General features: G+C 45.3%; 17 protein-coding genes, 1 pseudogene and 1 riboswitch. Of the genes and pseudogenes, 11 read left to right on the forward strand and 7 right to left on the reverse strand.

From position 1 onward, the window contains the following. The first annotated feature begins 62 nt into the window (after window positions 1-62). Entirely contained in the window at window positions 63-5,138 is a 5,076-nt protein-coding gene (locus tag IQ263_RS28390) for a glutamate synthase-related protein (RefSeq protein WP_228049929.1), read from the forward strand. Between the two features lie 675 nt (window positions 5,139-5,813). Here IQ263_RS28390 and IQ263_RS09745 read toward each other — a convergent pair. Next, entirely contained in the window at window positions 5,814-6,317 is a 504-nt protein-coding gene (locus IQ263_RS09745; protein WP_339384829.1) for a helix-turn-helix domain-containing protein, read from the reverse strand. A 561-nt stretch (window positions 6,318-6,878) separates the two neighbouring features. On the opposite strand from IQ263_RS09745, the gene IQ263_RS09750 reads away from it, so the two are divergent. After that, entirely contained in the window at window positions 6,879-7,340 is a 462-nt protein-coding gene (locus IQ263_RS09750) for a VOC family protein (protein ID WP_194067243.1), read from the forward strand. Window positions 7,341-7,366: 26 nt separating this feature from the next. Here IQ263_RS09750 and IQ263_RS09755 read toward each other — a convergent pair whose 3' ends face one another. After that, window positions 7,367-9,988 carry a PAS domain S-box protein gene (locus IQ263_RS09755; protein ID WP_194067244.1) on the reverse strand — a complete coding sequence of 874 codons (2,622 nt, stop codon included), beginning with the start codon at window positions 9,986-9,988 and terminating at the stop codon, window positions 7,367-7,369. Between the two features lie 144 nt (window positions 9,989-10,132). On the opposite strand from IQ263_RS09755, the gene IQ263_RS09760 reads away from it, so the two are divergent. Further along, entirely contained in the window at window positions 10,133-10,348 is a 216-nt protein-coding gene (locus tag IQ263_RS09760; RefSeq protein WP_194067245.1) for a hypothetical protein, read from the forward strand. Window positions 10,349-11,218: 870 nt separating this feature from the next. Here the strand turns inward: IQ263_RS09760 and IQ263_RS09765 are convergent. Continuing rightward, window positions 11,219-13,369 (reverse strand): sensor histidine kinase, encoded by a 2,151-nt coding sequence (locus tag IQ263_RS09765; protein ID WP_194067246.1) that lies wholly within the window; start codon window positions 13,367-13,369, stop codon window positions 11,219-11,221. 145 nt (window positions 13,370-13,514) lie between these two features. After that, a pseudogene (locus IQ263_RS28395) lies at window positions 13,515-13,863 on the reverse strand (slr1659 superfamily regulator). Window positions 13,864-13,878: 15 nt separating this feature from the next. Between IQ263_RS28395 and IQ263_RS28400 the strand changes: the two are divergent. From IQ263_RS28400 to clpX, 3 genes are all read left to right on the forward strand, one after another. After that, a complete protein-coding gene (locus tag IQ263_RS28400) occupies window positions 13,879-14,091 on the forward strand; it encodes a hypothetical protein (protein WP_228042206.1) in 213 nt (70 codons plus the stop codon). A gap of 108 nt (window positions 14,092-14,199) precedes the next feature. Further along, window positions 14,200-14,643, forward strand: a complete 444-nt coding sequence (gene cynS, locus IQ263_RS09775; RefSeq protein WP_194009919.1) for a cyanase — start codon at window positions 14,200-14,202, stop codon at window positions 14,641-14,643. Between the two features lie 380 nt (window positions 14,644-15,023). Continuing rightward, window positions 15,024-16,403, forward strand: coding sequence for an ATP-dependent protease ATP-binding subunit ClpX (gene clpX, locus IQ263_RS09780; RefSeq protein ID WP_194067248.1), 1,380 nt, complete (start codon window positions 15,024-15,026; stop codon window positions 16,401-16,403). Between the two features lie 177 nt (window positions 16,404-16,580). Here clpX and IQ263_RS09785 read toward each other — a convergent pair whose 3' ends face one another. Continuing rightward, a complete protein-coding gene (locus IQ263_RS09785) occupies window positions 16,581-17,357 on the reverse strand; it encodes a pentapeptide repeat-containing protein (protein ID WP_194067249.1) in 777 nt (258 codons plus the stop codon). Window positions 17,358-17,516: 159 nt separating this feature from the next. Here IQ263_RS09785 and IQ263_RS09790 point away from each other — a divergent pair, with 159 nt between their 5' ends. Then, window positions 17,517-17,954, forward strand: coding sequence for a hypothetical protein (locus tag IQ263_RS09790; protein ID WP_194067250.1), 438 nt, complete (start codon window positions 17,517-17,519; stop codon window positions 17,952-17,954). Window positions 17,955-18,005: 51 nt separating this feature from the next. Then, window positions 18,006-18,941 carry a hypothetical protein gene (locus IQ263_RS09795; protein WP_194067251.1) on the forward strand — a complete coding sequence of 312 codons (936 nt, stop codon included), beginning with the start codon at window positions 18,006-18,008 and terminating at the stop codon, window positions 18,939-18,941. 176 nt (window positions 18,942-19,117) lie between these two features. On the opposite strand, the gene IQ263_RS09800 is transcribed toward IQ263_RS09795, so the two are convergent. Continuing rightward, the gene (locus tag IQ263_RS09800; protein WP_194067252.1) at window positions 19,118-19,744 is read right to left on the reverse strand and encodes a Uma2 family endonuclease; all 627 of its coding nucleotides are present in this window, start codon (window positions 19,742-19,744) and stop codon (window positions 19,118-19,120) included. A gap of 169 nt (window positions 19,745-19,913) precedes the next feature. Then, window positions 19,914-20,060, forward strand: a riboswitch (cobalamin riboswitch). 22 nt (window positions 20,061-20,082) lie between these two features. On the opposite strand from IQ263_RS09800, the gene IQ263_RS09805 reads away from it, so the two are divergent. From IQ263_RS09805 to IQ263_RS09815, 3 genes are all read left to right on the forward strand, one after another. After that, on the forward strand, window positions 20,083-20,493 hold the full coding sequence (locus IQ263_RS09805; protein ID WP_333195296.1) for a DUF1636 domain-containing protein: 411 nt from the start codon (window positions 20,083-20,085) through the stop codon (window positions 20,491-20,493). 188 nt (window positions 20,494-20,681) lie between these two features. Then, window positions 20,682-21,716 (forward strand): cobalamin biosynthesis protein CobW, encoded by a 1,035-nt coding sequence (gene cobW / locus IQ263_RS09810; RefSeq protein ID WP_194067253.1) that lies wholly within the window; start codon window positions 20,682-20,684, stop codon window positions 21,714-21,716. Window positions 21,717-22,023: 307 nt separating this feature from the next. Then, a complete protein-coding gene (locus tag IQ263_RS09815; RefSeq protein ID WP_194067254.1) occupies window positions 22,024-22,704 on the forward strand; it encodes a CADD family putative folate metabolism protein in 681 nt (226 codons plus the stop codon). A gap of 324 nt (window positions 22,705-23,028) precedes the next feature. On the opposite strand, the gene IQ263_RS09820 is transcribed toward IQ263_RS09815, so the two are convergent. Further along, complete coding sequence (locus IQ263_RS09820) at window positions 23,029-23,865, reverse strand: metal ABC transporter permease (RefSeq protein ID WP_194067255.1); 837 nt, start codon at window positions 23,863-23,865, stop codon at window positions 23,029-23,031. Between the last annotated feature and the right edge of the window lies 1 nt (window position 23,866).

A 23,866-nucleotide genomic window follows, 5' to 3' on the forward strand; every position in this document is an offset into this window, starting at 1 on the left:
TTCTCTCTCCGAGCTATAAAAACAAATCAACCACACAATCACCGAAATAACTTTCAATCAACATGGGTAATACGATCGATCCAAACAGAAACGTGCATCAGACTCAGCGAGGAACTCCATTCGCCGGCCAAAGCTGGTTAGTGGAAGAAAGAGATGCCTGCGGTGTGGGTTTTATTGCCAACCAAAACGGTGCAGCTACTCACTCCTTAATTCAAAAAGCTCTGCCAGCCTTAACTTGTCTGGAACACCGCGGCGGTTGCAGCGCCGACTCTGATTCCGGCGACGGTGCGGGTTTGATGACCGCGATTCCTTGGGAATTGCTGGATACTTGGTTTGCCGAACAGGGAATTGTGCCTCCCGCACGGGAAAACTGCGGCGTGGGAATGCTGTTTTTGTCTCAAGATAAATTTCAAGCGACTATAGCGCGGCAGGTGGTTGAGGAAATTTTGATGCAGCGCGGGCTGATACTTTTGGGATGGCGCAAAGTTCCCATTGTACCCTCGGTTTTGGGCCCGCAAGCGCTAGAAAATCAGCCTCAAATCGAACAAGTAATTGTCAGTTCACCGGACTTAACCGGAGACGAACTCGATCGGCAGTTATTTTTGACCCGCCGCACGATCGGACACGCCCTATCAAATCGCCCCAACTTCACCCGCCGAGAATTTTATACTTGCTCTTTCTCTTGCCGCACGATCGTCTATAAAGGCATGGTGCGATCGGCTGTACTGGCAGAATTTTACCCAGACCTGAAAAATCCCGCTTATAAAAGCTCCTTCGCCGTCTATCACCGCCGCTTCAGCACCAACACCATGCCCCGCTGGCACCTCGCCCAACCCATGCGCTTGCTGGGACACAACGGCGAAATTAACACGCTCTTGGGCAATATTACCTGGATGAAGGCGCGACAAGCCAATTTATCTCACCCGAATTGGAGTCAAGCTGATATCGACACGTTTAACCCAATCGTCAATCCCGAAAGTAGCGATTCGGCCAACTTGGACAACGTGATGGAATTGTTGGTGCACTCCGGCCGTACCCCCCTAGAATCCCTGACAATTCTGGTGCCGGAAGCTTACAAAAATCAGCCGGATTTGGCTCCCTATCCCGAAATTGTAGATTTTTACGAATATTACAGCGGCATTCAAGAACCTTGGGACGGCCCGGCCTTGCTGGTATTCAGCGACGGCAAACAAGTAGGTGCTACGCTCGATCGCAACGGTTTGCGTCCGGCCCGCTACTGCATTACTAAAGACGGTTTGGTAATTGTCGCCTCCGAAGCCGGAGTTGTCGATATTCCCGAAGCAGATATTGTCGAAAAAGGCCGTTTGGGGCCAGGACAAATGATTGCAGTTGACCTGCAAACCCACGAAATTCTCAAAAATTGGCAGCTAAAACAGCGCATTGCTAAGCGCCACCCCTACGGCGAATGGCTGAAACAAAACCGCGAAACCTTGGAACCGCAGCCTTTTGCGGAAACGGCAACCCTGGAACCGCAAACACTCTTAGCAACCCAAACTGCTTTTGGCTACACCGCCGAAGATTTGGATATGGTGATTGTGGAGATGGCGAGTTCTGGGAAGGAACCGACTTTCTGCATGGGCGATGACGCTCCTTTGGCCGTACTCTCAGAAAAGCCTCAGTTGCTGTACAACTATTTCAAACAGCGGTTCGCTCAAGTGACAAATCCGCCGATCGACCCCCTGCGCGAAGGGATGGTGATGTCACTCACAATGAATGTGGGCTTGCGGGGCAATTTATTGCAAACAATCCCGGAAAATGCCAAGCTGCTAAAAATTGATTCCCCGGTACTCAACGACGCTGAACTGTGTTTCTTGAAAGACCAACAGTCTTTCCCCGCGACAGAATTGTCCACTCTTTACAAAATCGCTGCAGGGCCCGGAGGTTTGAAAAATGCAGTGGAGCAACTTTGTCAAGAGGCGGCTGAAGCGGTGCGCGAGGGTTCGAGAATTCTGATTTTGAGCGATCGAGCATCGAAGGAAAAAGGCGCATCTGCTGTGGGTGTGAGTGCTGAATGTACTTATATTCCGCCGTTGCTGGCAGTTGGTGCGGTTCACCACCACTTAATTAGCGTTGGGCTGCGGATGCAAACTTCGCTAGTTGTCGATACCGCCCAATGTTGGAGCACTCACCACTTCGCTTGTTTGATGGGTTACGGTGCGGTGGCTATTTGCCCTTACTTGGCGTTGGAAAGCGTGCGCGGTTGGTGGTTTGACACCAAAACTCAAAACTTGATGCAGCACGGCAAAGTTCCCAAAATTACCGTCACTGAAGCTCAAGCTAGATACCGCACAGCGGTGGAAAATGGCTTGCTGAAGATTTTGTCGAAAATGGGGATTTCGCTGCTGTCTAGCTATCAGGGGGCGCAAATCTTTGAGGCGATCGGCATTGGCGGTGATTTGCTCGATTTGGGCTTCAAAGGCACGGTTTCCCGCATCGGCGGTTTGAGTGTGGCGGAACTGGCTAACGAGGTGATGTCTTTCCACAGTCAGGCTTTCCCGGAATTGATTCTGAAAAAGCTGGAAAATTACGGCTTTGTGCAGTACCGCCGGGGCGGCGAATATCACATGAACAGCCCGGAAATGGCTAAGGCTTTGCACAGGGCTGTGACTACTTTTAAGGCTCAGACCAACAGTAATGGCAACGGGGCTGCCTCAAAAATGACACCAATTGGTGACAAAAATCCTGAAACTGCCACCGAAGCAAAAATGACACCAATTGGTGACAAAAATCCTGAAACTGCCACCGAAGCAAAAATGACACCAATTGGTGACAAAAATGCCGAAGCAAAAATGACACCAATTGGTGACAAAAATCCTGAAACTGCCACCGAAGCAAAAATGACACCAATTGGTGACAAAAATGCCGAAGCAAAAATGACACCAATTGGTGACAAAAATCCTGAAACTGCCACCGAAGCAAAAATGACACCAATTGGTGACAAAAATGCCGAAGCAAAAATGACACCAATTGGTGACAAAAATTCGGAAACTGCCACCGAAGCAAAAATGACACCAATTGGTGACAAAAATCCTGAAACCGCCTACGACCATTACGAGGTTTACAAGCAACAGCTAGAAAACCGCCCGGTAACGGCTTTGCGGGATTTGCTGGATTTTGTGAGCGATCGCCCTGCCATTCCCATTGAAGAAGTAGAATCTGTAGCAGATATTGCCCGTCGCTTCGCCACCGGCGGAATGTCCCTCGGCGCTTTGTCCCCGGAAGCCCACGAAACACTGGCCATTGCGATGAACCGCATCGGCGGCAAATCTAACTCCGGCGAAGGTGGCGAAGATCCGATTCGATACAATGTGCTGAACGATGTGAGCGCGGCGGGTTTCTCACAAACCCTACCTCACTTAAAAGGTTTGCAAAACGGCGATACAGCCTGTTCGTCAATCAAACAGGTAGCTTCCGGGCGTTTCGGTGTAACTCCCGAGTACCTGATGAGCGCCCAACAAATCGAAATTAAAGTCGCACAAGGTGCGAAACCGGGTGAAGGCGGTCAATTACCAGGGCCGAAAGTGAGCGAGTACATTGCCTATTTACGCCGATCAAAACCAGGTGTCACTTTGATTTCGCCTCCTCCTCACCACGACATTTATTCGATCGAGGATTTGGCGCAGTTAATTTTTGACTTGCACCAAATCAATCCAAAAGCTGGAGTTTCGGTGAAGTTGGTGTCGGAAGTCGGCATCGGGACTGTAGCCGCTGGTGTGGCGAAGGCAAATGCTGATGTGATTCAAATTTCCGGTCACGATGGCGGTACCGGTGCGTCTCCACTTAGTTCGATCAAGCACGCGGGTTCTCCGTGGGAACTCGGTTTGACTGAAGTTCACCGGGTGTTGATGGAAAACAAGTTGCGCGATCGAGTTTTGCTGCGGGTTGACGGTGGCTTTAAAACGGGCTGGGACGTGATTGTCGGCGCTTTGATGGGCGGCGAAGAGTACGGTTTCGGCACGGTGGCAATGATTGCTGAAGGCTGTATTATGGCTCGCGTTTGCCACATGAATAGTTGTCCCGTGGGCGTAACAACTCAACAGGAACATTTGCGGAAACGGTTCCCTGGAACGCCGGAGCACGTGGTTAATTTCTTCTATTTCGTAGCACAAGAAGTGCGGAGTTTGTTGGCGAAATTAGGTTATAAGTCGATCGCAGATATTATCGGCCGCGCGGATTTGCTGACAATGCGCGAAGGGGTGCAACTAACTAAAACTCAAGCGATTAATTTGGATTGTTTGATGAAGTTACCGGATACTAAGGGCGATCGATCTTTCTTGATTCACGGCGATGTACACACCAACGGGCCAGTGTTGGATGACGATTTGCTCGCGGATGCTGAAATTCAAAGCGCGATCGCCAATCAAACCAGTGTTAGCAAGAGTGTAAAATTGGTGAATACCGATCGCACTGTGGGAGCACGTTTATCAGGTGCGATCGCCAAGCAATACGGTGACACCGGCTTTAGCGGTGAGATCGTCCTCAACTGCACGGGTAGCGCGGGCCAAAGCTTCGGCGCGTTCAATTTGCCGGGAATGACGCTGGTGCTGTCAGGCCAAGCTAACGACTATGTTGGTAAGGGGATGCACGGTGGCGAAATTGCGATCGCACCGCCGGCTGGTGCGACGTATGATGCTTCGGAAAATGCGATCGTCGGTAACACTTGTTTGTACGGCGCAACGGGGGGAACTCTGTTGGCTGCGGGTAAAGCGGGCGAACGGTTTGCGGTGCGTAACTCGATGGCGAAAGCAGTCATTGAGGGTGCCGGCGATCACTGCTGCGAGTACATGACTGGCGGCGTTATTGTCGTGTTAGGAAAAGTCGGCCGCAACGTCGGCGCTGGAATGACTGGCGGTTTGGGTTATTTCCTCGATGAAGATGGGACTTTCCCGGCTCACGTCAACGGGGAGATTGTGAAGATGCAGCGGGTTTCTACGGCTGCTGGGGAGGCGCAATTGAAGGAGTTGATTGAGATGCAGCGCGATCGAACCGGCAGCAAAAAAGCCGCGAAGATTCTCGCAAATTGGTCGGAATATTTACCTAAATTCTGGCAAGTTGTGCCGCCGAGTGAAGCAAATTCACCCGAAGCTTCGGAACAAAAGATTGCTGTGGAAGTGTAATTTTGCAGTTGCTTAAATAGATGAGGGGCGACGCGAGTTGCCCCTTTTTTTGGATTCCTCCTTACTTACTATAGCAATCCTAAATCATTTTCTAGGTATAGGTGTACTGATAGATTTTGGGGAAATCAAATTTATGTTCCTTTTTGAAAAACTCAAACAACAATTTAATTATCTTAAAAGACTTACATAAATACCAATACTTTCGTAAAAAAAAAATTAGCTTGTAACCAAATATCTTCAACCGGATTCAGTTCGGGAGCATTGGGAGCAAATAAAATACCAGTGATGGACTAATCATCAGGTTATTTCTCACGATTAACTTCTGAACAATAATCTCTAAATTCTCCATATCTATGATAAATAGCTATATCCCAAATCAAGATAATTTTCCGCAATGAGTATTTATTTGGTAAGTCTTTTTTTTATGAATTCAACTGTTGATTTTAAATCCCCCGATTTATAAACTTTAACATGGAATTTTTGGGTTTGATAATGAGCGTGCACCAAAATAAGTTTGTCTATTTTTTTGATTGGTAATTGGGACTTCAATTCTTAGATAGGAGCGACCCCAAGCTTAGCCATTAATATCGCCATGAAGTAGATGACATTCATCTAAAAAAAAATACTATTATTTCTCTAAATTCTATGCCAAACTTGTTTTTGGCTCAAATATTGTTAATTTATTCCCTCTTTTTTTACCAGTTCGGGTTCAGATTTGGGATGGATTTTCTGAGTTTTTTTCCAGACGATCTTCGCCAGAGATAAAAGTTCATAATAGCTCTGTTTAGATTTATGGCTGACACCAAATTCTCGCTCTAAATAAGTAACTCCCTCATCAAAATCCCAATATTCTTTATTCTTTAGCCCTTCGATTACTTCAGTTTTGTGTAGAGATGTTAAAGCTCCTTTTGACCCTTTATGCCCTAGTCTGATTCCTGCGATGCCTTTGGTTTTAAATTGTTTTTTCCAATAACCAATAAAAATTTTACTTACACGCCATATTTTGCTAATTTCATGGTAGAGCTTACCTTTGATAGCCATCCTTACAGCTATTGCTCGCTTGAGTTCTCTGACAGTTCGATCGCTTTTAATGAAAGATTCTAACGCCGCTCTTTCTTTTTCTATATCTTTCTGTGGCAGTTGTAAGTTATTAATCTTTTTATTGTCACAATCAATTATTGCATATAATTATAGCGGTTCTCACAAAAGTGAGGTATGCCCTAGGCCCACGGAAGCCACGGAGGCCTATCCCGAATAGTACCTCATATGAGAGAAAAGAAAAGCTATATATCATAATAAGTGTAGATAATGATTTAGGATTGCTATAGTCTTAAACATTATCAGCGCCCAAACGAACCAAAGTCTTTTGATGTAAGGGTTTTAGGCTTATTCAGCAAGCCCTATTTACTCGCTACCCCTTGACAGATCAAGACAGTATCTACAAAATGCTAATAACTAATGACCAATGACTACCCTTCGACTTCGCGAGCGGCTAAAATGACCACCCTTCGACTTGCTTCGGCTCCCTTCGGCTTCGCTCTTCGGGCAAGACGCTGGCTCACAAGTCGCTCTTCGGGCAAGATGACTGATGACTGATATCAAATCCTCTCTTCATCGGAATGATTCAGATATATATTCTCGGACTCTGTGTACTCTGTGTTCTAGCGCCGGTTAAATCACCTGACGATCCAACCGGAAACGATATGATGACTTCTTCTATAACATTCGCAATTGACAACCATGCAAACTAACGAAAACACCGTCAAAATTGCCCTCGCGCCGGGGACTTTGCGCCGCGTTCACCATATCGCTTTAAACGTGCGGGACATGAAAGCTTCCCGCTACTTTTACGGTACAATTCTCGGTTTGCACGAACTCACAGGTGCAGAAATTCCCGCAAGTTTAACAGAAATGGTAGCAGCGGGTAAAGTGGCTAATTTCATCACCCCAGACGGGACTGTAATTGACTTATTTTGGCAGCCAGATTTGGAACCGCCAAACCCAAACCCGGAGAAAGCTTTTACTCGCGCCAACCACTTGGCTTTTGATATCGATCGCGATTTGTTCGATCGCGCGATCGAAGTGCTAAAATCTAATCAAATTGCGATCGACAGCGGCCCCGTCACGCGCGCTACAGGACGCGGCATTTACTTTTACGATCCCGACGGATTTATCATCGAAATCCGCTGCGATGCAGATTAAACGGTCGCTATCTGGTTTGCGGTGCGCTATCCACGCCCTACATTTACTAGATTTAAAGTTGTGTCACTTCCCTCTTTGCTAACAGGTTGCTTCGGCCAAGTAAATCTAAAAATTGCTCCTTCACCTTCCGCAGATTCCAGCGAAATAGTGCCACCTTGGCCTTCCACAATCTTCTTCACCAGCGACAAACCAATGCCAGTATTTTCAACTTTATCGCGAGCTTCCAAGGTCTGAAAAATCACAAAAACTTTATCGTGATATTGAGCAGCAATCCCCGGCCCGTTATCGGCTACTGAAAATTCATAAAAATCATCTAACTCTGTAACGGATATATTTACATGACCTGATTCAGCTCGATTGTGCTTGATAGCGTTGCTAATTAAATTAGCAAAAACCTGCTGCAACAGCAATTTTTCGGCGACAAAAGTTGGCATTCCCGGTTCAACTTTTACCTCAAATCCCGCCGGCGGTGCCAAGGAATCAATAATTTCTGCTAATAAAATCTCAACTTTTACGGTTTCTGAAGGTACTTGAATGCGCCCGACGCGGGAATATTGCAGCAGTCCCTCAATCAATCCTTCCATCCTGTGAACTCTGCCGCGCAGCAGGTTCATTTGGTGCAGAGTATCCTCTGTCATGGACTCGCTGAGGTCTTCTTCTATCCAACTGCTGAGATTGGCGATCGCCCTGAGCGGCGCTTTCAAATCGTGAGAAACCACATAAGCAAACTGGTCTAATTCTTGATTCCGCTTTCTCAAAACACTCGTCATTTGAGCCAGCGACTGCGCCGTCCAACTCAACTCTCTAGCGCGCAACTTAAGAGATTCCTCAGCTTGTTTGCGTTCCCTAATATCCTCTATCACACACATCAAAAATTGACTGCCATTTTGTTCTCGCAGCAGCGAAACCGTCAAGTTTGTCCACACCAACTCTCTGTCTGGGCGGACAAAGCGCTTTTCTACACAGTAATTATCAATTTCTCCTGCTAACAATTGGCGCAAAAATCCTAATTCCTTTGCTAAATCTTCCGGAAAAGTAATCTTTTGAAATTTTTTCTCCATCAATTCTTGGCGACTGTAGCCCAAAATTTCGCAAAGTTTTTGGTTGACCAACATAAATTTGCCTTCTACACTGGTTTGGGCCATGCCGACTGCCGCTTGTTCAAAAGTATGACGAAACCGGAGGGCACTTTCAGCCAAGGCAATTTCTGAACGTTTGCGATCGCTAATATCGTTGCTGATTTCCAAAATTGCCACCGGTTGATCTTGCTCGTCGTGCTGCAAAGTCCACCTGCTGGCCACCGTTATTTTTGTGCCGTCTTGCTTGGTTCGCACCATTTCTCCTTGCCAAGAACCATGCTCAAAAAGCATTTTTTGGATTTGCTCAAAAGGCTGCTTCCATTCAGTTTGCAAAAGATCGTGAATATTTTTGCCTGTTGCTTCCGACTTCCGCCATCCGTAGAGAAACTTCGCCCCCAAATTCCAATAATAAATCTCCCCTTTCAAGTCTAGTACCGCGATCGTATCGTTCGCCAAATCCAGCATTTGCGATTGCTTGCGGAGAGTTTCTTCAGTTTGTTTTCTTCCTCTGATATCGCGGCAAATCGCAATAAACAAGTGTTGATTTTTCAGACGCATTTCGCTGATAGCCAACTCCATCGGAAACTTAATTCCGTCGCTGCGAAGTCCCATTGTTTCTTGCTGGTAAGTTGTCAGCTTAGCATTAGGATTTAATGTGAAATATTCGATCGAATAATCTCCGGCGCTGCAGTGCGGTTGCGGTTGAGCTATCAGCCGGCGGAGGTTCGAGCCAATTGCGCGATCGGCACTTTTGCCAAAAATCTTTTCGGCTGCCGTATTAAAAGACTCAATATTTCCCCGTTCATCCAAAGTAATGATCGCGTCAGCCGCATTATCTACCACAGCTTGAATGCGAGTTTTGCTTTCTTCTAAGCCAGCTTCCCGCTTCTTCAATTCCTTCTCTAAACTATCAAATAAATACCAGCAAGCCACGGCACCCAAACAGCCGACAAGCAAACCACCTATTTGCAGGAAATTAGTTAAATCTCTCAACTCCCGTATTTGCCGCTCTTGAGCGTTCTGGTAAGCTTTGTTTGCTTCACCAAACGTATCAATTTTGTCGCGCAGCTTATCCATCTTCAATTTGCCTATACCGAACACCTGATTTATTTCTGGCGACGGCACTCTTGTTGCCGAACTGTCGAGCTGCTTTAAAGTGTTTTGCAAGAAATTGATGTGTTGTTCGGTAATTTTTTTAATTTCTGCAAATTCCTGAGCTTGCGGTTGATTTTTCCCCACCATCAACTTGAGTTTAGCTAACAGCGGAGGCAATTTTTTTTTTGCTTCTAAATATGGTTCTAGAAATTCGGGGCGCTTCGTTAACCCGTAACCGCGAATTCCGGTTTCTGCATCCACCATCGCTGTTAACAAGCGGTTAGCTTCCTGAAGTATTTCCTTATTAGTATTTGCTTGATTTCTGAGCTGTATGGCACTCTCGCGGAGTCCTGAAATTGCGATTAGCGAGGCAAACATACCAATCAGGGGGATAGCAACGATGACTGTTCCCCGCTGGCGAATTGGTCGGTTTGTCCATATCAGTTGGACTAAGCGATCGAGCAAATACTTCACGGATCTTCAAGGAGAAAGTTTGCTGGCAGTATATCGCTTTTTGGCAATTTATGCTATTGATTAAGTTGGTTTTTTTGTTGGGCGCGAGGCCGGGCGTAACCGTGGAAACTAGATCCGGCCCGGCGCGATGGCTATCTGCTGAGAGTGACAACAGATTTTTTAGCCAGCTTTTTGAACGGAGGCAATGAGAAGGAAAGGCGTTTGTTCGGCAACGATATTGTAGGCGAAACAGGAATTGTTGTTTCTGCTTTACCTGCGTTTTCGCTTTCGGCTTTTGCTTTCCAACTAGAGTCTGTTGCGGAAGGGTTCTCAACTGTTGCGATTACAGTAGTCCACCTGCCTGTAGCGGGATCGCGATGACAAGTGAAAGGATTTGTGTTTAGCGGTTGACTGCAAGGTTTAATCGACATATAGATGCACTCCTTTGATTCTGATAACTTGCGCGCTGTTGAAGGCGGCATTGCTATGAAGCCTGTAGAGGCTGCTGTTGGAAGGCCCTTCGGATTCGGTAAAAGACACCTATGGTGTTTCTGCCTCCTTAAGCCTGTGAGAATTCCTGATTTCCTGTTAACTTTTGCCTTCTAGTGGTTAGCGACCCTAGCATTATTTTTATCAAATTGTCTTTCTACAAGCAATCCCCCCTCAATCTGATTGAGGTGCGACTTTTGAATAATGCAGCGAGGCGCTAGATCCGGGCGACGGCACAAGTCTAGGATAATAAGATATTCTAAGCTGGGAACAAATATTATTGTGTGATGAGCAACAGAGGTCGATCGCGATCGGTGTCACAATTAACAGATTATGATCCTTAGGGATAGGTCTTTAGGAATAGCTCATATAGCCTGTCTCAAAAAGCTCAGGATTTTAGATTTTAGATTTTAGAGTGATGCCTCATTTTTGTGAGAACTGCTATAGCCTTTCGAACTCTCATAGAAGGTACTATGCGGTATAGGGCATAGGGCCTAGGGCACAGGGCATACCTCACGTTTTTGAGAAAGGCTATACATTAAGTGCGATCGATGACCACAACAAAAACGGTTCGTAGTGCGGACTTTATTGATTGCATTCAATCCACCGGACATGATATTATTAGGAGTTTGTCATTGAGAATCGGTTGACTAATGACTAATGACCAATGACTAATGACCAATGACCAATGACCAATGACCAATGACCAATGACCAATAACCAATAACCAATAACCAATAACCAATAACCAATAACTAATAACTAATGACTAATCTCAACTTGTGCCTTTAATTTAACAGTAAAAGTAGAGCCGACATCCAACTGACTATCAAGACTAATATCGCCGCCCATCATCTGACAAAACAAGCGGCTAATCGTCAATCCCAAACCGGTGCCGCCGTACTTGCGAGTAGTCGAAGCATCGCCTTGCACAAAAGGTTGAAACAAACTCTGCTGCTGCCCGACCGACATTCCAATGCCGGTATCAGATACCTGTAAATAAACCCAATTGCTGCCGCCTGCTGGTTCCCTAGTCGCGCTCAGCAGCACCGTCCCGCCTTCGGTAAACTTCAAGGCATTCGAGAGCAAATTGAAGAGAATTTGCCGGACTTTAGTTAAATCTGCGTACATAATTCCCAAATTCGGAGAGTAAGAAACCTGCAATTGATTGTGATTTTTTTCCACTAAAGGGTGCAAAGTTGCAACGACTTCTTCTATTAAATTGCCGATATCAAATTCTTCTAAATAAAGCTCCATCCGACCTGCTTCTATCTTAGACAGATCGAGAATGTCGTTGATTAAAGTCAGCAAGTGTTTGCCTGCGTTACGAATTTTTTGGGTATCGGGAATGATGTTTTTTAGTCCTGATTCGAGTGCTTCTTCTTGTAGCATTTCGCTGTAACCGATAATGGCGTTGAGCGGTGTTCGCAACTCGTGGCTCATATTGGCTAAAAAAGTGCTTTTAGCTCTGGAAGCTGCTTCAGCTTTGTGTAAGGCTTCTTGCAAGGCTATTTCGGCTCTTTTGCGCTCGGCAATTTCGATGCGGAGCAGTTTGTTGGCGGCGGTGAGTTGAGCGGTGCGCTGATCGACGGTCATTTCTAGCTGGGCTTTGGCTTTGGAAAGTGCTTCCTGAGCGCGCTGGCGTTCAAATCCTTCGATCGCCAGCGCGACCAAATTTGCTAAAGAATCGGCGAAGGTGCGTTCCTCCAGAGCCCACTGGCGGGGCGCGCCGTGTTCCAAGGAGAGGATGCCTACGATCTGACCGCCGAGCCTGATTGCTACATTTAATATAGATGAGTTTGGTTTGTTGGGATTCGGTAGCGCGGGGGAGTGTTGGGCTACCGGAGATGAGTGGCACAAATTTGTGGCGATCGAGTTTGAAGTGTTGGGCGCAGTTTTTAATGCTTTGTCCTCAGCTAAGTTTTCGCCCGGTGTGTCGCCTTCGACATCATCTAAGATTGATGAAAGTTGTAAATCGCTTGTCGCCGATAGGGGCTGGCGGCTCAAATGATTCTCGCTGGTGCGATCGTACAGGTCGAGACAAACTAATCTGAGGTTGGAGATTTTAAATTTAGAATGATTGACCAAATCTGGGTTTTCTTCTCGGGCGGCGGTTTCTGGATCGAGTGATTCTGTTTGGCTGCGGGCGATCGCTCGGTTGATAAAATTTAGCTGGGGTTCGATCGAATAGCGACTGCCAAATCTGAGATGGTTGTAAAGCCAGACGCTGACTTTTTCCACCTCCAAAGTACGGGCTGCAGCCTCGGTAATTTCGCGAATTCCCACATTCAGCGCACCGCTGTTGAAAGTCCTCTGCCGGCCTAGCTGCAACAAAGCCAGACTCTGGCGGCGGAGACGCTTTTCGCTCTCTTTGAGGGTTTGTTCTGCTTCCTTGCGCTGGGTGAGGTCGTACAAGGCGCACAATGCTGTCTGTTGACCGTTAAACAGCAGGGACTCAACGGAGATTGTGGCCCAGAAGGGAGTACCGTCTGACTTTTTGCAGTGGAGTTCGTAGTTTTGGAGGTATCCGTTTTTGGCGAGGGCTTCTAGTACCTTTGGGCGATCGTCCGGGTTTAAATAAAAGTCTGGGGTGCTGCAGCCGATCAATTTTTCTAGGGGTATGTTCAGCAGAGAAGCCAGTTGAGAATTCGCATACATAATTAAGCCGTCACCGAGGCGAGAAACCAATACCGGAACGGGAGTTGCTGAGGCGATCGCCCGAAACTGCTCTTCGCTCGATCGCAGCGCCACATCAGCTTTAGAGAGCAAGTGAGCGTCCATCGTGTCCGAATGTTCGGTAGTAGTCTCCAGCAAAATTTCTAGGTCAGCTTTTTCGCGCTTCAAGTTTTCAAGTTCCGCACTCAGCCGCTGAACGTCCAAAAGTAGCTGTTCTCTCGATGGTTCTTCCTGCATGGCAATTGACAATTGGTATTTTTTAGTTGGGTCGGAAGTTTTTTAAGGTTCGGGGCTAGCTTAACTATGACTTACGAGCCTTCACTTGAGTCTCCCGATCTCGGTTCTCGGACTTGGGGTGGGACTCACATAGAGCTTGGGCGATTTAGTATTTTAATTGTAAGTGCAAGGAAGGGATCGGCCGCTGTAAATTTTTCAGGATTTTTCCCCGCCAGGGTATTTGTTTAGAGCCTTTTAGGGTTATTTGAATATTTTTTTGCTGGCGCACTTCGATCGCAAATTTTGAGAGGATGTTAATTCCCGAACTATTTAAGAATTCTGGCTTTCGTAAGTCTAAAGCAATCGTGTTTGGCGAGGAGTCAGCAACGAACTCGAGCAGCACGGGCGATCGGCGCGTATTCTTGGGCCTGTTTGAGCCGGAACGAGCCGCAGCAGGTGATTGTTTGGGCAGCGCGATCGTACTCAATGCTATAATCTTTAACCTGAATCTCCATACTCAGTTGCCCGTTGTGAACGGTCAAGAAGTTGTGGCTGCGGTAGCCAGCCACCCGTGCGTCAGGCTGGAGCGATCGAATTTCTGCCTAAATGTTGCCCAATGCCTTGGTTGGTGTAATTTGCACTGCATCTACTGCCAACTCTACCATTGTGGCAGGGCATTTATGAGTTATTTTGCGATCGATCTGTTGCAAGTTGTGGAAGTTGACGAGACCAGCTTTTGCTGAAATTCCGAGTTATCAATTCAGTTTGTTTTTTCGCTTTGCTATTGACAAAATCCCCAAAATGTGAGAGAAATTTCACATCTAGCACCTCAGTGAGTTGGAGAATATTTAATGGCAATTTCTGAAATTACAGAAAAGCTTTTGGCTGCTAAAAAAGCTAAGGGAATTAGTTTGGCCCAATTGGAAAAACTTTTGGATCGCGACGAAGTTTGGATTGCTGCGGTTATTTACCGTCAAGCTACGGCATCGATCGATGAAGCAGAGAAAATTGCCTCAGCCTTGGGACTGTCGGGCGAGATGGCTGCGCTGCTGACCGAACCTCCGTTAAAAGGTTCTTTGGATGCTGCTGTTCCGGTAGACCCGTTGATTTATCGCTTCTATGAAATCATGCAGGTGTACGGAATGCCGCTCAAAGCAGTAATCCACGAAAAATTTGGTGACGGGATTATGAGCGCGATCGACTTTACTATGGATGTCGAGAAAGAAGCAGACCCAAAAGGCGATCGAGTAAAAATAATTATGTCAGGCAAATTTTTGCCCTACAAAAAATGGTAAGCCCGTGCCGCTTTGCCCGAAAGTGAAAATTTAAAATTTAAAATATGGTCGCAGGGCTGACGACTAATGACCGTGCCTCAAAAGTGCTAACTTAGAAATAGAGACCGCGAAGCTTGACCAGGCAAAAATTGAGACAAGCCCCTGACTTAACTCGTGTATATCCCCAAGTTTTAGACCAAGGTTCAACTTCAAAAATTTATTTGTGGAGTAAATCTCAAATCTCAAATCTCAAACTCGTACCCTCGCGAAGCCGAAGTATCTCAAATCGACAGACTGGCTTGGGTGTTCTTTCGGGAAATTTTTCTAGGGCAAAGATATCGCTCCCGCCGCAACTTCCCCAGTCAAAACAAGCAACCGCAACCGTAAAGTAAGAGGCAAATATGTCAAAGTATGACTCCAATCTCAGATGCTCCTTTTGCGGCAAGTCGCAGGAGTACGTCCGCAAGTTAATAGCTGGGCCCGGCGTGTACATTTGCGATGAATGCGTGGAACTGTGCAATGAAATTTTAGAGGAAGAATTTTTTGACTCTAGCAAAACAATTGGTCAACAGATTCCTCAATCAGAGGTGCGAGAGTCTCAGGGACAAGGAACGCGACGCCCGAGTCGATCGAACAAATCTAAAATTGTCTTAGCCCAAATTCCCAAACCCACAGACATTAAACAGCATTTAGACAACCACGTCATCGGCCAGCACTCAGCCAAAAAAGTCCTTTCTGTCGCAGTTTACAACCATTACAAGCGCTTGAGCGCCGACCAAGCCAAAGACAGCGGCAAATCTTCCCCCGACGGCGATGTCGAACTGCAAAAATCCAACATCCTGCTAGTCGGGCCCACAGGTTGCGGTAAAACTTTGTTAGCGCAGAGTTTGGCGCAAATGCTCGAAGTTCCTTTTGCGGTAGCCGACGCAACGACGCTGACAGAAGCTGGATATGTCGGCGACGATGTAGAAAATATCTTGCTGCGACTGTTGCAAATGTCGGATTTTGATGTCGAATCAGCACAGCGCGGGATTATTTATATTGACGAAATTGACAAGATTGCTCGCAAAAGCGAAAACACTTCGATTACCAGAGATGTATCGGGAGAAGGAGTGCAGCAAGCGCTGCTGAAAATGTTGGAAGGAACGGTGGTTAATGTTCCCCCGCAAGGCGGCCGCAAACATCCTTACCAAGATTTTATTCAAGTTGACACGAGCAAGATTCTATTTATTTGCGGCGGTGCTTTTGTCGGTTTGGAAAAAATAGTCGATCAGCGTTTGGGTAAAAAATCCTTGGGCTTTATTCAGCCAAATGAAAGTGACAGCAACTCGACAATGGCTGCGAAGGATAAGCGGGCTGTTGATATTTTGCAACAGGTACAGCCGGACGATTTAGTTAAGTTTGGTTTGATTCCTGAGTTTGTCGGGCGGATTCCGGTGGTGACGGTGATTTCGCCGCTGGATGAAGCGGCTTTGATGCAGATTTTGACCGAGCCCCGGAATGCGCTGGTGAAGCAGTATCAAAAGCTGTTGAAGATGGACAGTGTGGAGTTGGAATTTGAGCCGGATGCGCTGCGGGCGATCGCCCAGGAGGCCTACCGCCGCAAAACCGGCGCGAGAGCTCTCCGCAGCATTTTAGAGGAGTTAATGCTGGATGTGATGTACGAGTTGCCTTCTCGCAAGGATGTTGCCAACTGTACGATTACCAAGGAAATGGTCGAGAAGCGATCGACTGCGGAATTGCTGTGGCATCCCGCATGGCGGAAGCACGAAACTGCATAATTTGAAGGGTGGGCAATGCCCACCTTGTTTTTTAAGGTAATATAAATCATACCAAATCAATTAGCATCGGAATTATCGATCTCTTTCTTCTCTTCCTCTGCGTTCTCTGTGGCCTCTGCGGTTAAATCATTCCGATGCAACAATTGATATCACTCGACGATTGAAATCGCTTCATACTTATTTCTGACTCAATATTTCCAAAAACTCCTGCACAACTAAATCGGGTTGTTGGCTGCATCGGGTAGAATCGTAATGCTTGATAAGACTGATGCCGGAATCTATTAAAAGCCCGCACATTTCATCTTCTGTTGCGTTTCGATCGGATGATTCGCTGTCAATTTTCAGCATTCCTAGCTTGTTTTGGTGAAATATCAGAAAGTCAGCTTCTTGGTTTTGTCTCCCTTCCGGTGTGGCGAGTCGGAGTTGGGAGTTGGGGATGAAGAGTGTGGAAGTGCGATCGAGAATTTCGGCTATTTTCACTTGTGCGTCGCAGTGAAAACAAAAACCGTTCCAGTCAATTTCTTTATTTGAGTTAGATAATTCAGTTTCATTATTAGAAGTTATTTTATCTAAATCAGCTTGAACATAATCAGCTTCATTCAAGTTTGCGAATAATCTAGCCCCGCTGAGATTTGCACCGCTGAGATTTGCACCGCTGAGGTTAACTTCGATGGTCAGATTGCGCTGTAAATTCACTTGACTTCGCCGTAGATATCGCTTTAATACAGATTTAAGATTATCTTTTTTAACTTTTTCGTCTAGTGCTTTTGAAAGTAGTTTCCACAGTTTAGCACCAGCATCTTTGATATAATCGTATTCATAGCCTGCGGTTTTAGCAATTTCTATATAAGACTGCCCTTCCCAGGATTGACGAAACACTATTTCTTGAACTTTGTTGAGGCGATCGTAGTTGAGGGCTGTTTCTGCGATCGTGATGGCTTCGTCAACAGTCATGTGTGAAAGTCCCTTACTAGCGGAGCGTTAAGGTAGGCTTAGTATAGATTGTACCGCAACAGGGAGCTAATCTTACTTTTTTATTACTATTTTATTACTTTTTATTACTGTTGAAGCTGCTATTAAGTCGTTATAGTTTAAAAAACTAAGGAATTTTATATGGAACCTGTAACATTGACAGCCGGGGCGATCGCAACTTTGGTATTAATCAAAGCCACGGAGACAGCTACAGAGAAGGCTACTGAACAGCTAGGCAAGCTAGTTGTTGAAAAAGGCCATAATTTGCTATCATTGCTTAAAAGGGAGTCGCCAAGTACAGCAACGGCTATAGAACTATCTCAACAGCAGCCCTTAGATTATAGAAAAGCTGTTCTTGAGTTAGAAGCAGCCACGAACCCGGAAGTCGCTAAAGCAGTCGAGGAAGTAGATACAGCAGTAGGTAAAGATGCAAAACTGGCCTCAGCCGTTAAAGCTTTGACGAATGCACTTCAATCTCAGCCACCAAGTGTCCAGAATTATGGGAAGATAGCAGAGGAAATCAAAGAAATTAAAGCTCTTATTCAGGGGAATGTTTATGGTGACATTAACATCGTCTGACCAAAGTCGCCCAATGGTGGGAAAAAAATTAATAAGCTAGGTAATGGTGCAATGAGGGAATCGGGTCTATTTGCTTTATTTGGTTTTCTGGGAGTAATTATTATACCAATACTAATAGTAGGCTTGCAATATCGTTATTATCCTCCAACAGAAACACCACGACTTCCTCCTCCTACGCAAAATGAGGGGACTAAAAACGAAGTTATAACCTCAACTCCAGCGGCAGATTCATTACCGCCAGTTTCGTCACCGCTCACTCCACCTAAAACACCTGATATTGACAAAAAACCTTTCGTAGAACCCAAAATATCCAGAAATCCAAATATTGGCATTTTAAAAGAAAGTCGCATTTTTAGCGATCGGCTCACATCCAAAAACCCCGAAAGAACTTACTTTTTCACTATAGATAAGTCAAGCAATGTCAGTCTTTACTTAGATCAAGTAACTAACCAAGTTGGAATGTGGCTTTATGTTGACACAAATGGTAATAAAATTATAGATTCTGGAGAGCAGATAGATAGTACCTCGGCTTATAGTAATTCTACCGGAACAATTAGTAGAACTTTAGGGCCAGACAACTATATTGCTACTGTTAAATTTCAAGGTAGCAATACTGACTATAACTTTCAAATTGTTAACGATACAAATGATGCAACTAATGTTAAATCATTGCAAGAACGTAAGACTTTTACTGATACTCTTTCTTTGACTCGTAAAAATCGCCAAAAATATTACTTATTTAGTTTGGAAAGTACCAGTAGTGTCAATATAATTTTAGATCAAGTAACTAACCAAGTTGGAATCTGGCTATATGTTGATACAAATGGTAATGGAGTTATAGATCCTGGAGAACAGATAGATAGTGCTTCGGCTTATATCAATTCAGCCGGAACAATTCAGAAAAACTTAGGTAAGGATGACTATATTCTTCAGGTTCGAGAAACAGGAGGGAACACAAAATATACTTTAACTATGACTTCTCAATAGTTAATAAAAAATTGTCCCTATGATTATTTCTTAGTGTCCGAAAACTTTCCTAAAAATTATCAAATTTCATAATGCTTCCGGGATTTTACTTGTTCTCCCAGTCTCGCGTTGCGCGGACTTTGTTTGTGTAGACGCGATTTCCAATCGCCCCGAAATTAGTGGTTTTAATATCACCCTCACTCCTCAGATTTAGACTCAGATTCAAAATCCACGCGGTCGTAAATATCACCCAACCGCATCTCAAACTCCACACAACTCAATTGTAATACCGTATCAGCACCATCATACTCAGACAAAATCCACTTATTATCATCCGTCTTGCAAAAATGTTCAACGTGCATCTCGTATTGATCGATCAAAACATACTCTCGAAAACTAGGAATAGAACGGAAAAGCTTAAACTTGCCGCCCCTGTCATAATCCTCCGTCGATGGCGATAAAACCTCAGCCACCATCACCGCATTAGTAATCGTATCTTTCCTGCCCTCAGCAAACTCCAATTTCCCCGCCACCAACATTACATCAGGATAAGTATAAACCCGCTTCGACGGTATCCACAAACGCAAATCGTTGATAAATACTCGATACGGTTGTCCTTTCGTAGCAAAATTTAGTGTACCGCTCAAATTAAGAGCTATTTGATTGTGATTTGGTGTTCCGCCTGTCATAGGGATTATCCTGCCATCCTGATATTCACTTCTAAATTCTGCGGCTTCTTCCAGTTTTAAATACTCTTCAGGAGAGTAATAAGTATGTACTTTTTCCTCAACTACTTGTTCGCGGATTTCTGTTAATGCGGTCATCGTATATCCTCGGACGATCGTACTTACAATTATACAGGAATTTAATCCTTAAAAAATTGGAATGTCAGGACTAAAATCCTTGCTAAGAACGGGGTTGATTTATGTGTGTAGATATTAAAACTTGCTTTTACCAAGATAACTTTTTTGGAAAAGGGCGCCAAGTGCGGTATGATGTGAAATTGCGATCGGTTCTAGCGGGGAGCAGCCGCTAGAGGAAACGGGGAAAGTTCGGTGCAAGTCCGGCGCTGTCCCGCAACTGTAATGAAACCCTTGTGGTTTATAAAGTCAGAATGCCCGCCGATATCTAACTCACTTTTGAACGCATCTGCGACGTACGGATGATGGATGGAATTAATGCGGCTGTACGCACAAAGCACAGTCTGTTTGTTTGTACTGCTTGCGCTAGTATTTGGAAAGACGGCAAGCGCGAAGGCAAAAGCGGCGGCCAACAATTTATGGAAGATTTATCGAAACTTGCTAAAGATTGGGAGTTTTGCGATCGATTTGAGATTCAAGAGGTTGAGTGCATGAGTGCTTGCAGCCACTCTTGTGCGGTGTCTTTTGCTGCTGTGGGAAAGTACACTTATCTATTTGGTGATTTGCCTGCAAATGAGCCGGAAAGCATCGAGGCTGTACTGGAATGCGCGGGTCAATACTATGCTAAAGCGGATGGTTTGTTGCCTTGGTCAGAGCGTCCTCAAGCTCTGAAAAAAGGCGTTTTGGCTAAAATTCCGCCGCTGCCTAATTAGAAATAAAATGAGGCGATAAGTTCTCGTTTTTACTCAAAGTCTAGATCCCCCTAAATCGCCCTTAAGAAGGGAGACTTTGAGTGTTTCGAGTTCCTTCCTGTTTAAAACAGACTTTGAACTCTCTTCCCCCTTTTTTAAGGAGAGTGAGGGGAGGTTTGGATCGTAATTCTCAACCTAAAAATAATTCAATGCACAAAATTCCTGTTACGGTGATCACTGGTTTTCTCGGTAGCGGCAAAACTACCTTAATTCGCCATTTGTTGCAAAACAATCAAGGCCGCCGCATTGCTGTTCTGGTTAATGAATTTGGCGAAATCGGAATTGACGGAGAGTTGCTGCGCGATTGCCAAGTTTGCGATGAAGAAGAAACTGTCAGCAGCAATATTGTTGAACTGACAAATGGTTGTCTTTGTTGCACTGTTCAAGAGGAATTCTTGCCGACTATGCAAGAGTTGTTGAAGCGCAAAGATCAGATTGATTGTATTTTAATTGAGACTTCTGGCCTCGCACTTCCTAAGCCTTTGATTCAAGCTTTTCGCTGGCCGGAAATTCGCACGGGTGCTACTGTAGATGGTGTGGTTGCTGTTGTTGATTGCGAAGCTATTGCTAGCGGTAATTTTGTCGGTGATATCGATGCTTTGATGGCGCAGCGGCTGGCTGATGATAGTTTGGATCACGAAACTCCGATCGAGGAATTGTTTGAAGACCAGTTGGCCTGTGCTGATATGGTACTGTTAACGAAGGTCGATCGCGTGGATGCGGAAACTCAACAGAAAGTTCAAACCTGGTTGCAGCAAGAGTTGCGCCCGAGTGTAAAAATTGTTGTGTCTAAGGGTGGCGAAATTAACCCTGATGTGCTGTTGGGATTTAATGCGGCGGTTGAGGATGATTTGGAGTCCCGCCCGAGTCACCACGACACGGAGGAGGAACACGAGCACGATGATGATATTAACTCGACTTTCTTTATTGCCGATCGCGAATTTGAACCGCAAGCTTTGGTGAAAAAGCTGAAAGCCTTGATGCAGCAGGAAGAAATCTATCGGATTAAGGGGTTTGTGGCGGTTCCCAAGAAGCCGATGCGGATGGTGTTGCAAGGTGTGGGCGATCGTATAGAATATTTTTACGATCGCCCTTGGCAACCTTCCGAAGTCCGTCAAACCAAATTAGTGCTGATCGGAAGAGAGTTGGAGCGCGATCGAATTGCAGCTATAATTAGCAGTTAATTATCCGAAATTATTAGTCATACCGCGTGCGCTCGGCCCCACTACAAACGGTTCGCAGTGCGGATTTCAGTCCGCTTTAGGCTGTGGACACTGACAGAAGCACGCGCTAACAACTTCGATGGCGGTTAATAATAATCGCCCGCGATATCAGCATCAACAACGATTCGATCCAAACACAAACAATTGAAAATTTAGTCTTGACAAAATGCTAGATTACGATAACATTTTAGTCAAGGACTGAATTCCTCACTACTAACCCATTTTATCGCAGGTTTGCTGCACTATCCTTAAAGGGCGATCGACAATTATGAACAAACAGCAATTTCTCGAACAACTCAACAGCATTCTCGACCAAAACCACCTGCTGAAACACCCATTCTACCAAATGTGGAACGAAGGCAAACTAGACATCGCCATGCTGCAAGAATATGCACAAGAATACTACCTGCAAGTCCACAACTTCCCCACCTACGTCAGCGCTACCCACGCCGCCTGCGACGACATCAAAATTCGTCAAATGCTCCTCGAAAACCTGATAGAAGAAGAGAGAGGCGCAGCAAATCACCCCGAACTGTGGCTGCGCTTTGCCGAAGGTTTGGGTTTAGACAGAAATGCAGTTCTCGAACGCGAACACTTAGAAAAAACCACCGAATCCGTCCGCATTCTCAAAGACTTAGCCCGCAGTGAATCTCCCGCCAAAGGTTTAGCAGCCCTTTACGCTTACGAAGCACAAATCCCCGAAGTTTCCACAACCAAAATCGCTGGTTTAAAGGAATTTTACGGCATCAATTCACAAGCAGCTTTATCTTTCTTTCAAGTTCACGAAAAAGCCGACGAGTTCCACTCCGAAGCCACTCGCGAAGCTTTGTTACAGGTTTGTGAAACTGAAGAAGCACAACAGGAAGCACTTTTAGCTGCTGAGAAAGCAACTTCTGCTCTTAATTTACTGCTGGATGGGGTTTATGAAACCTATTGTCAAGCTAAGTAAGCTTCAGTTGACTGTTGACAGTTGACAGTTGCTTTCTGGTAAAAAACGCATATTTGCAGGGCGGGTTGAAAAGCATTGGTGTCAACTTACTGTCAAACGTAGTAATAACTTTCTTGTTTGACGACTGGCCCAGATCTCCCCTTAGCTTGCCCCCTACTCGACCCCTACTCCCCTTAAAAAGGGGGGAACCGGAAAATATCAAAGTTCTCCTTCAAAAGGAGAGAACCGGATAGGATCAAAGTCCCCCTTCTTAAGGGGGATTTAGGGGGATCTAGACTCAGCTAGCAGCGAGATTTATCAAAATGTTTACACTGAATAGGACTATTATCCTCTCTTTCTTGTCAAAATTCCTTGACTGGGACTGAACAGCAAAGCTACTAAAAATAACCCAAACACAACTAATACAATTGCCGCACCAGACGGCATATTCAAATAATAGCTAAAATACATTCCAGCCACGCTAGCTACAATTCCAATAAGCGCTCCCAATCCCATCATTAAATGTAACTCTTTTACCAACAAATACGCCGTAATTCCCGGCCCGATTAATAGCGAAATTACTAACAGCGCCCCCACAGTTTGCAAACTCGCCACAATTGTCAGCGTAATTGCCGAAATCATTCCCAGGTAAATCCAGTTTACCGGCAAACCTGACGCTTGCGCTCCCAAAGGGTCAAAAGTATAGAATAGCAGTTCTTTGTAAAAGATTTTAACCGCCGCCAAAATTATCAAAGTTATGATAAAAGTCTGCTGTACGTCAGCGGGTGCAACTGACAAGATATTCCCGAACAAAAACCCGTCTAAGTCTAATTTGGTTGTCCGCAATAGGCTAATCAGCGTGACGCTAATTGCTAGAAATGTAGACAATATTAATGCCATAATTGCATCAATTTTTATGCGCGATTGCGATTGAATCCACGCCATGATTACCGCGCTGATAATTCCTGAGATAAATGCGCCGATGGAAATATTGAAGCCCAAGGAAAATGCAACGGGCAATCCTGCTAATACTGAATGGGCAATCATGTCTACCATCATTCCCATTTGTTGTACAATTAAGTAGGAGCCGACTACGGCGCAGAGTATTCCTAGCAAAATGCCGACGGCGATCGCATTTCGCATGAACTCGAATTTGAGCGGCTCAATTAGTATGTTTAACATT

It is taken from the genome of Tychonema sp. LEGE 06208 (assembly GCF_015207505.1).
Taxonomy (GTDB): domain Bacteria; phylum Cyanobacteriota; class Cyanobacteriia; order Cyanobacteriales; family Microcoleaceae; genus Microcoleus.

What these genes read in the sequence shown, in the direction of transcription:
- IQ263_RS28390 (WP_228049929.1), top strand. Translation starts at nt 63, where the DNA reads ATGGGTAATACGATCGATCCAAACAGAAACGTGCATCAGACTCAGCGA.
- IQ263_RS09750 (WP_194067243.1), top strand. Translation starts at nt 6,879, where the DNA reads ATGCAAACTAACGAAAACACCGTCAAAATTGCCCTCGCGCCGGGGACT.
- IQ263_RS09765 (WP_194067246.1), bottom strand. Translation starts at nt 13,369, where the DNA reads ATGCAGGAAGAACCATCGAGAGAACAGCTACTTTTGGACGTTCAGCGG.
- cynS (WP_194009919.1), top strand. Translation starts at nt 14,200, where the DNA reads ATGGCAATTTCTGAAATTACAGAAAAGCTTTTGGCTGCTAAAAAAGCT.
- clpX (WP_194067248.1), top strand. Translation starts at nt 15,024, where the DNA reads ATGTCAAAGTATGACTCCAATCTCAGATGCTCCTTTTGCGGCAAGTCG.
- IQ263_RS09785 (WP_194067249.1), bottom strand. Translation starts at nt 17,357, where the DNA reads ATGACTGTTGACGAAGCCATCACGATCGCAGAAACAGCCCTCAACTAC.
- IQ263_RS09790 (WP_194067250.1), top strand. Translation starts at nt 17,517, where the DNA reads ATGGAACCTGTAACATTGACAGCCGGGGCGATCGCAACTTTGGTATTA.
- IQ263_RS09795 (WP_194067251.1), top strand. Translation starts at nt 18,006, where the DNA reads ATGAGGGAATCGGGTCTATTTGCTTTATTTGGTTTTCTGGGAGTAATT.
- IQ263_RS09800 (WP_194067252.1), bottom strand. Translation starts at nt 19,744, where the DNA reads ATGACCGCATTAACAGAAATCCGCGAACAAGTAGTTGAGGAAAAAGTA.
- IQ263_RS09805 (WP_333195296.1), top strand. Translation starts at nt 20,083, where the DNA reads ATGATGGATGGAATTAATGCGGCTGTACGCACAAAGCACAGTCTGTTT.
- cobW (WP_194067253.1), top strand. Translation starts at nt 20,682, where the DNA reads ATGCACAAAATTCCTGTTACGGTGATCACTGGTTTTCTCGGTAGCGGC.
- IQ263_RS09815 (WP_194067254.1), top strand. Translation starts at nt 22,024, where the DNA reads ATGAACAAACAGCAATTTCTCGAACAACTCAACAGCATTCTCGACCAA.
- IQ263_RS09820 (WP_194067255.1), bottom strand. Translation starts at nt 23,865, where the DNA reads ATGTTAAACATACTAATTGAGCCGCTCAAATTCGAGTTCATGCGAAAT.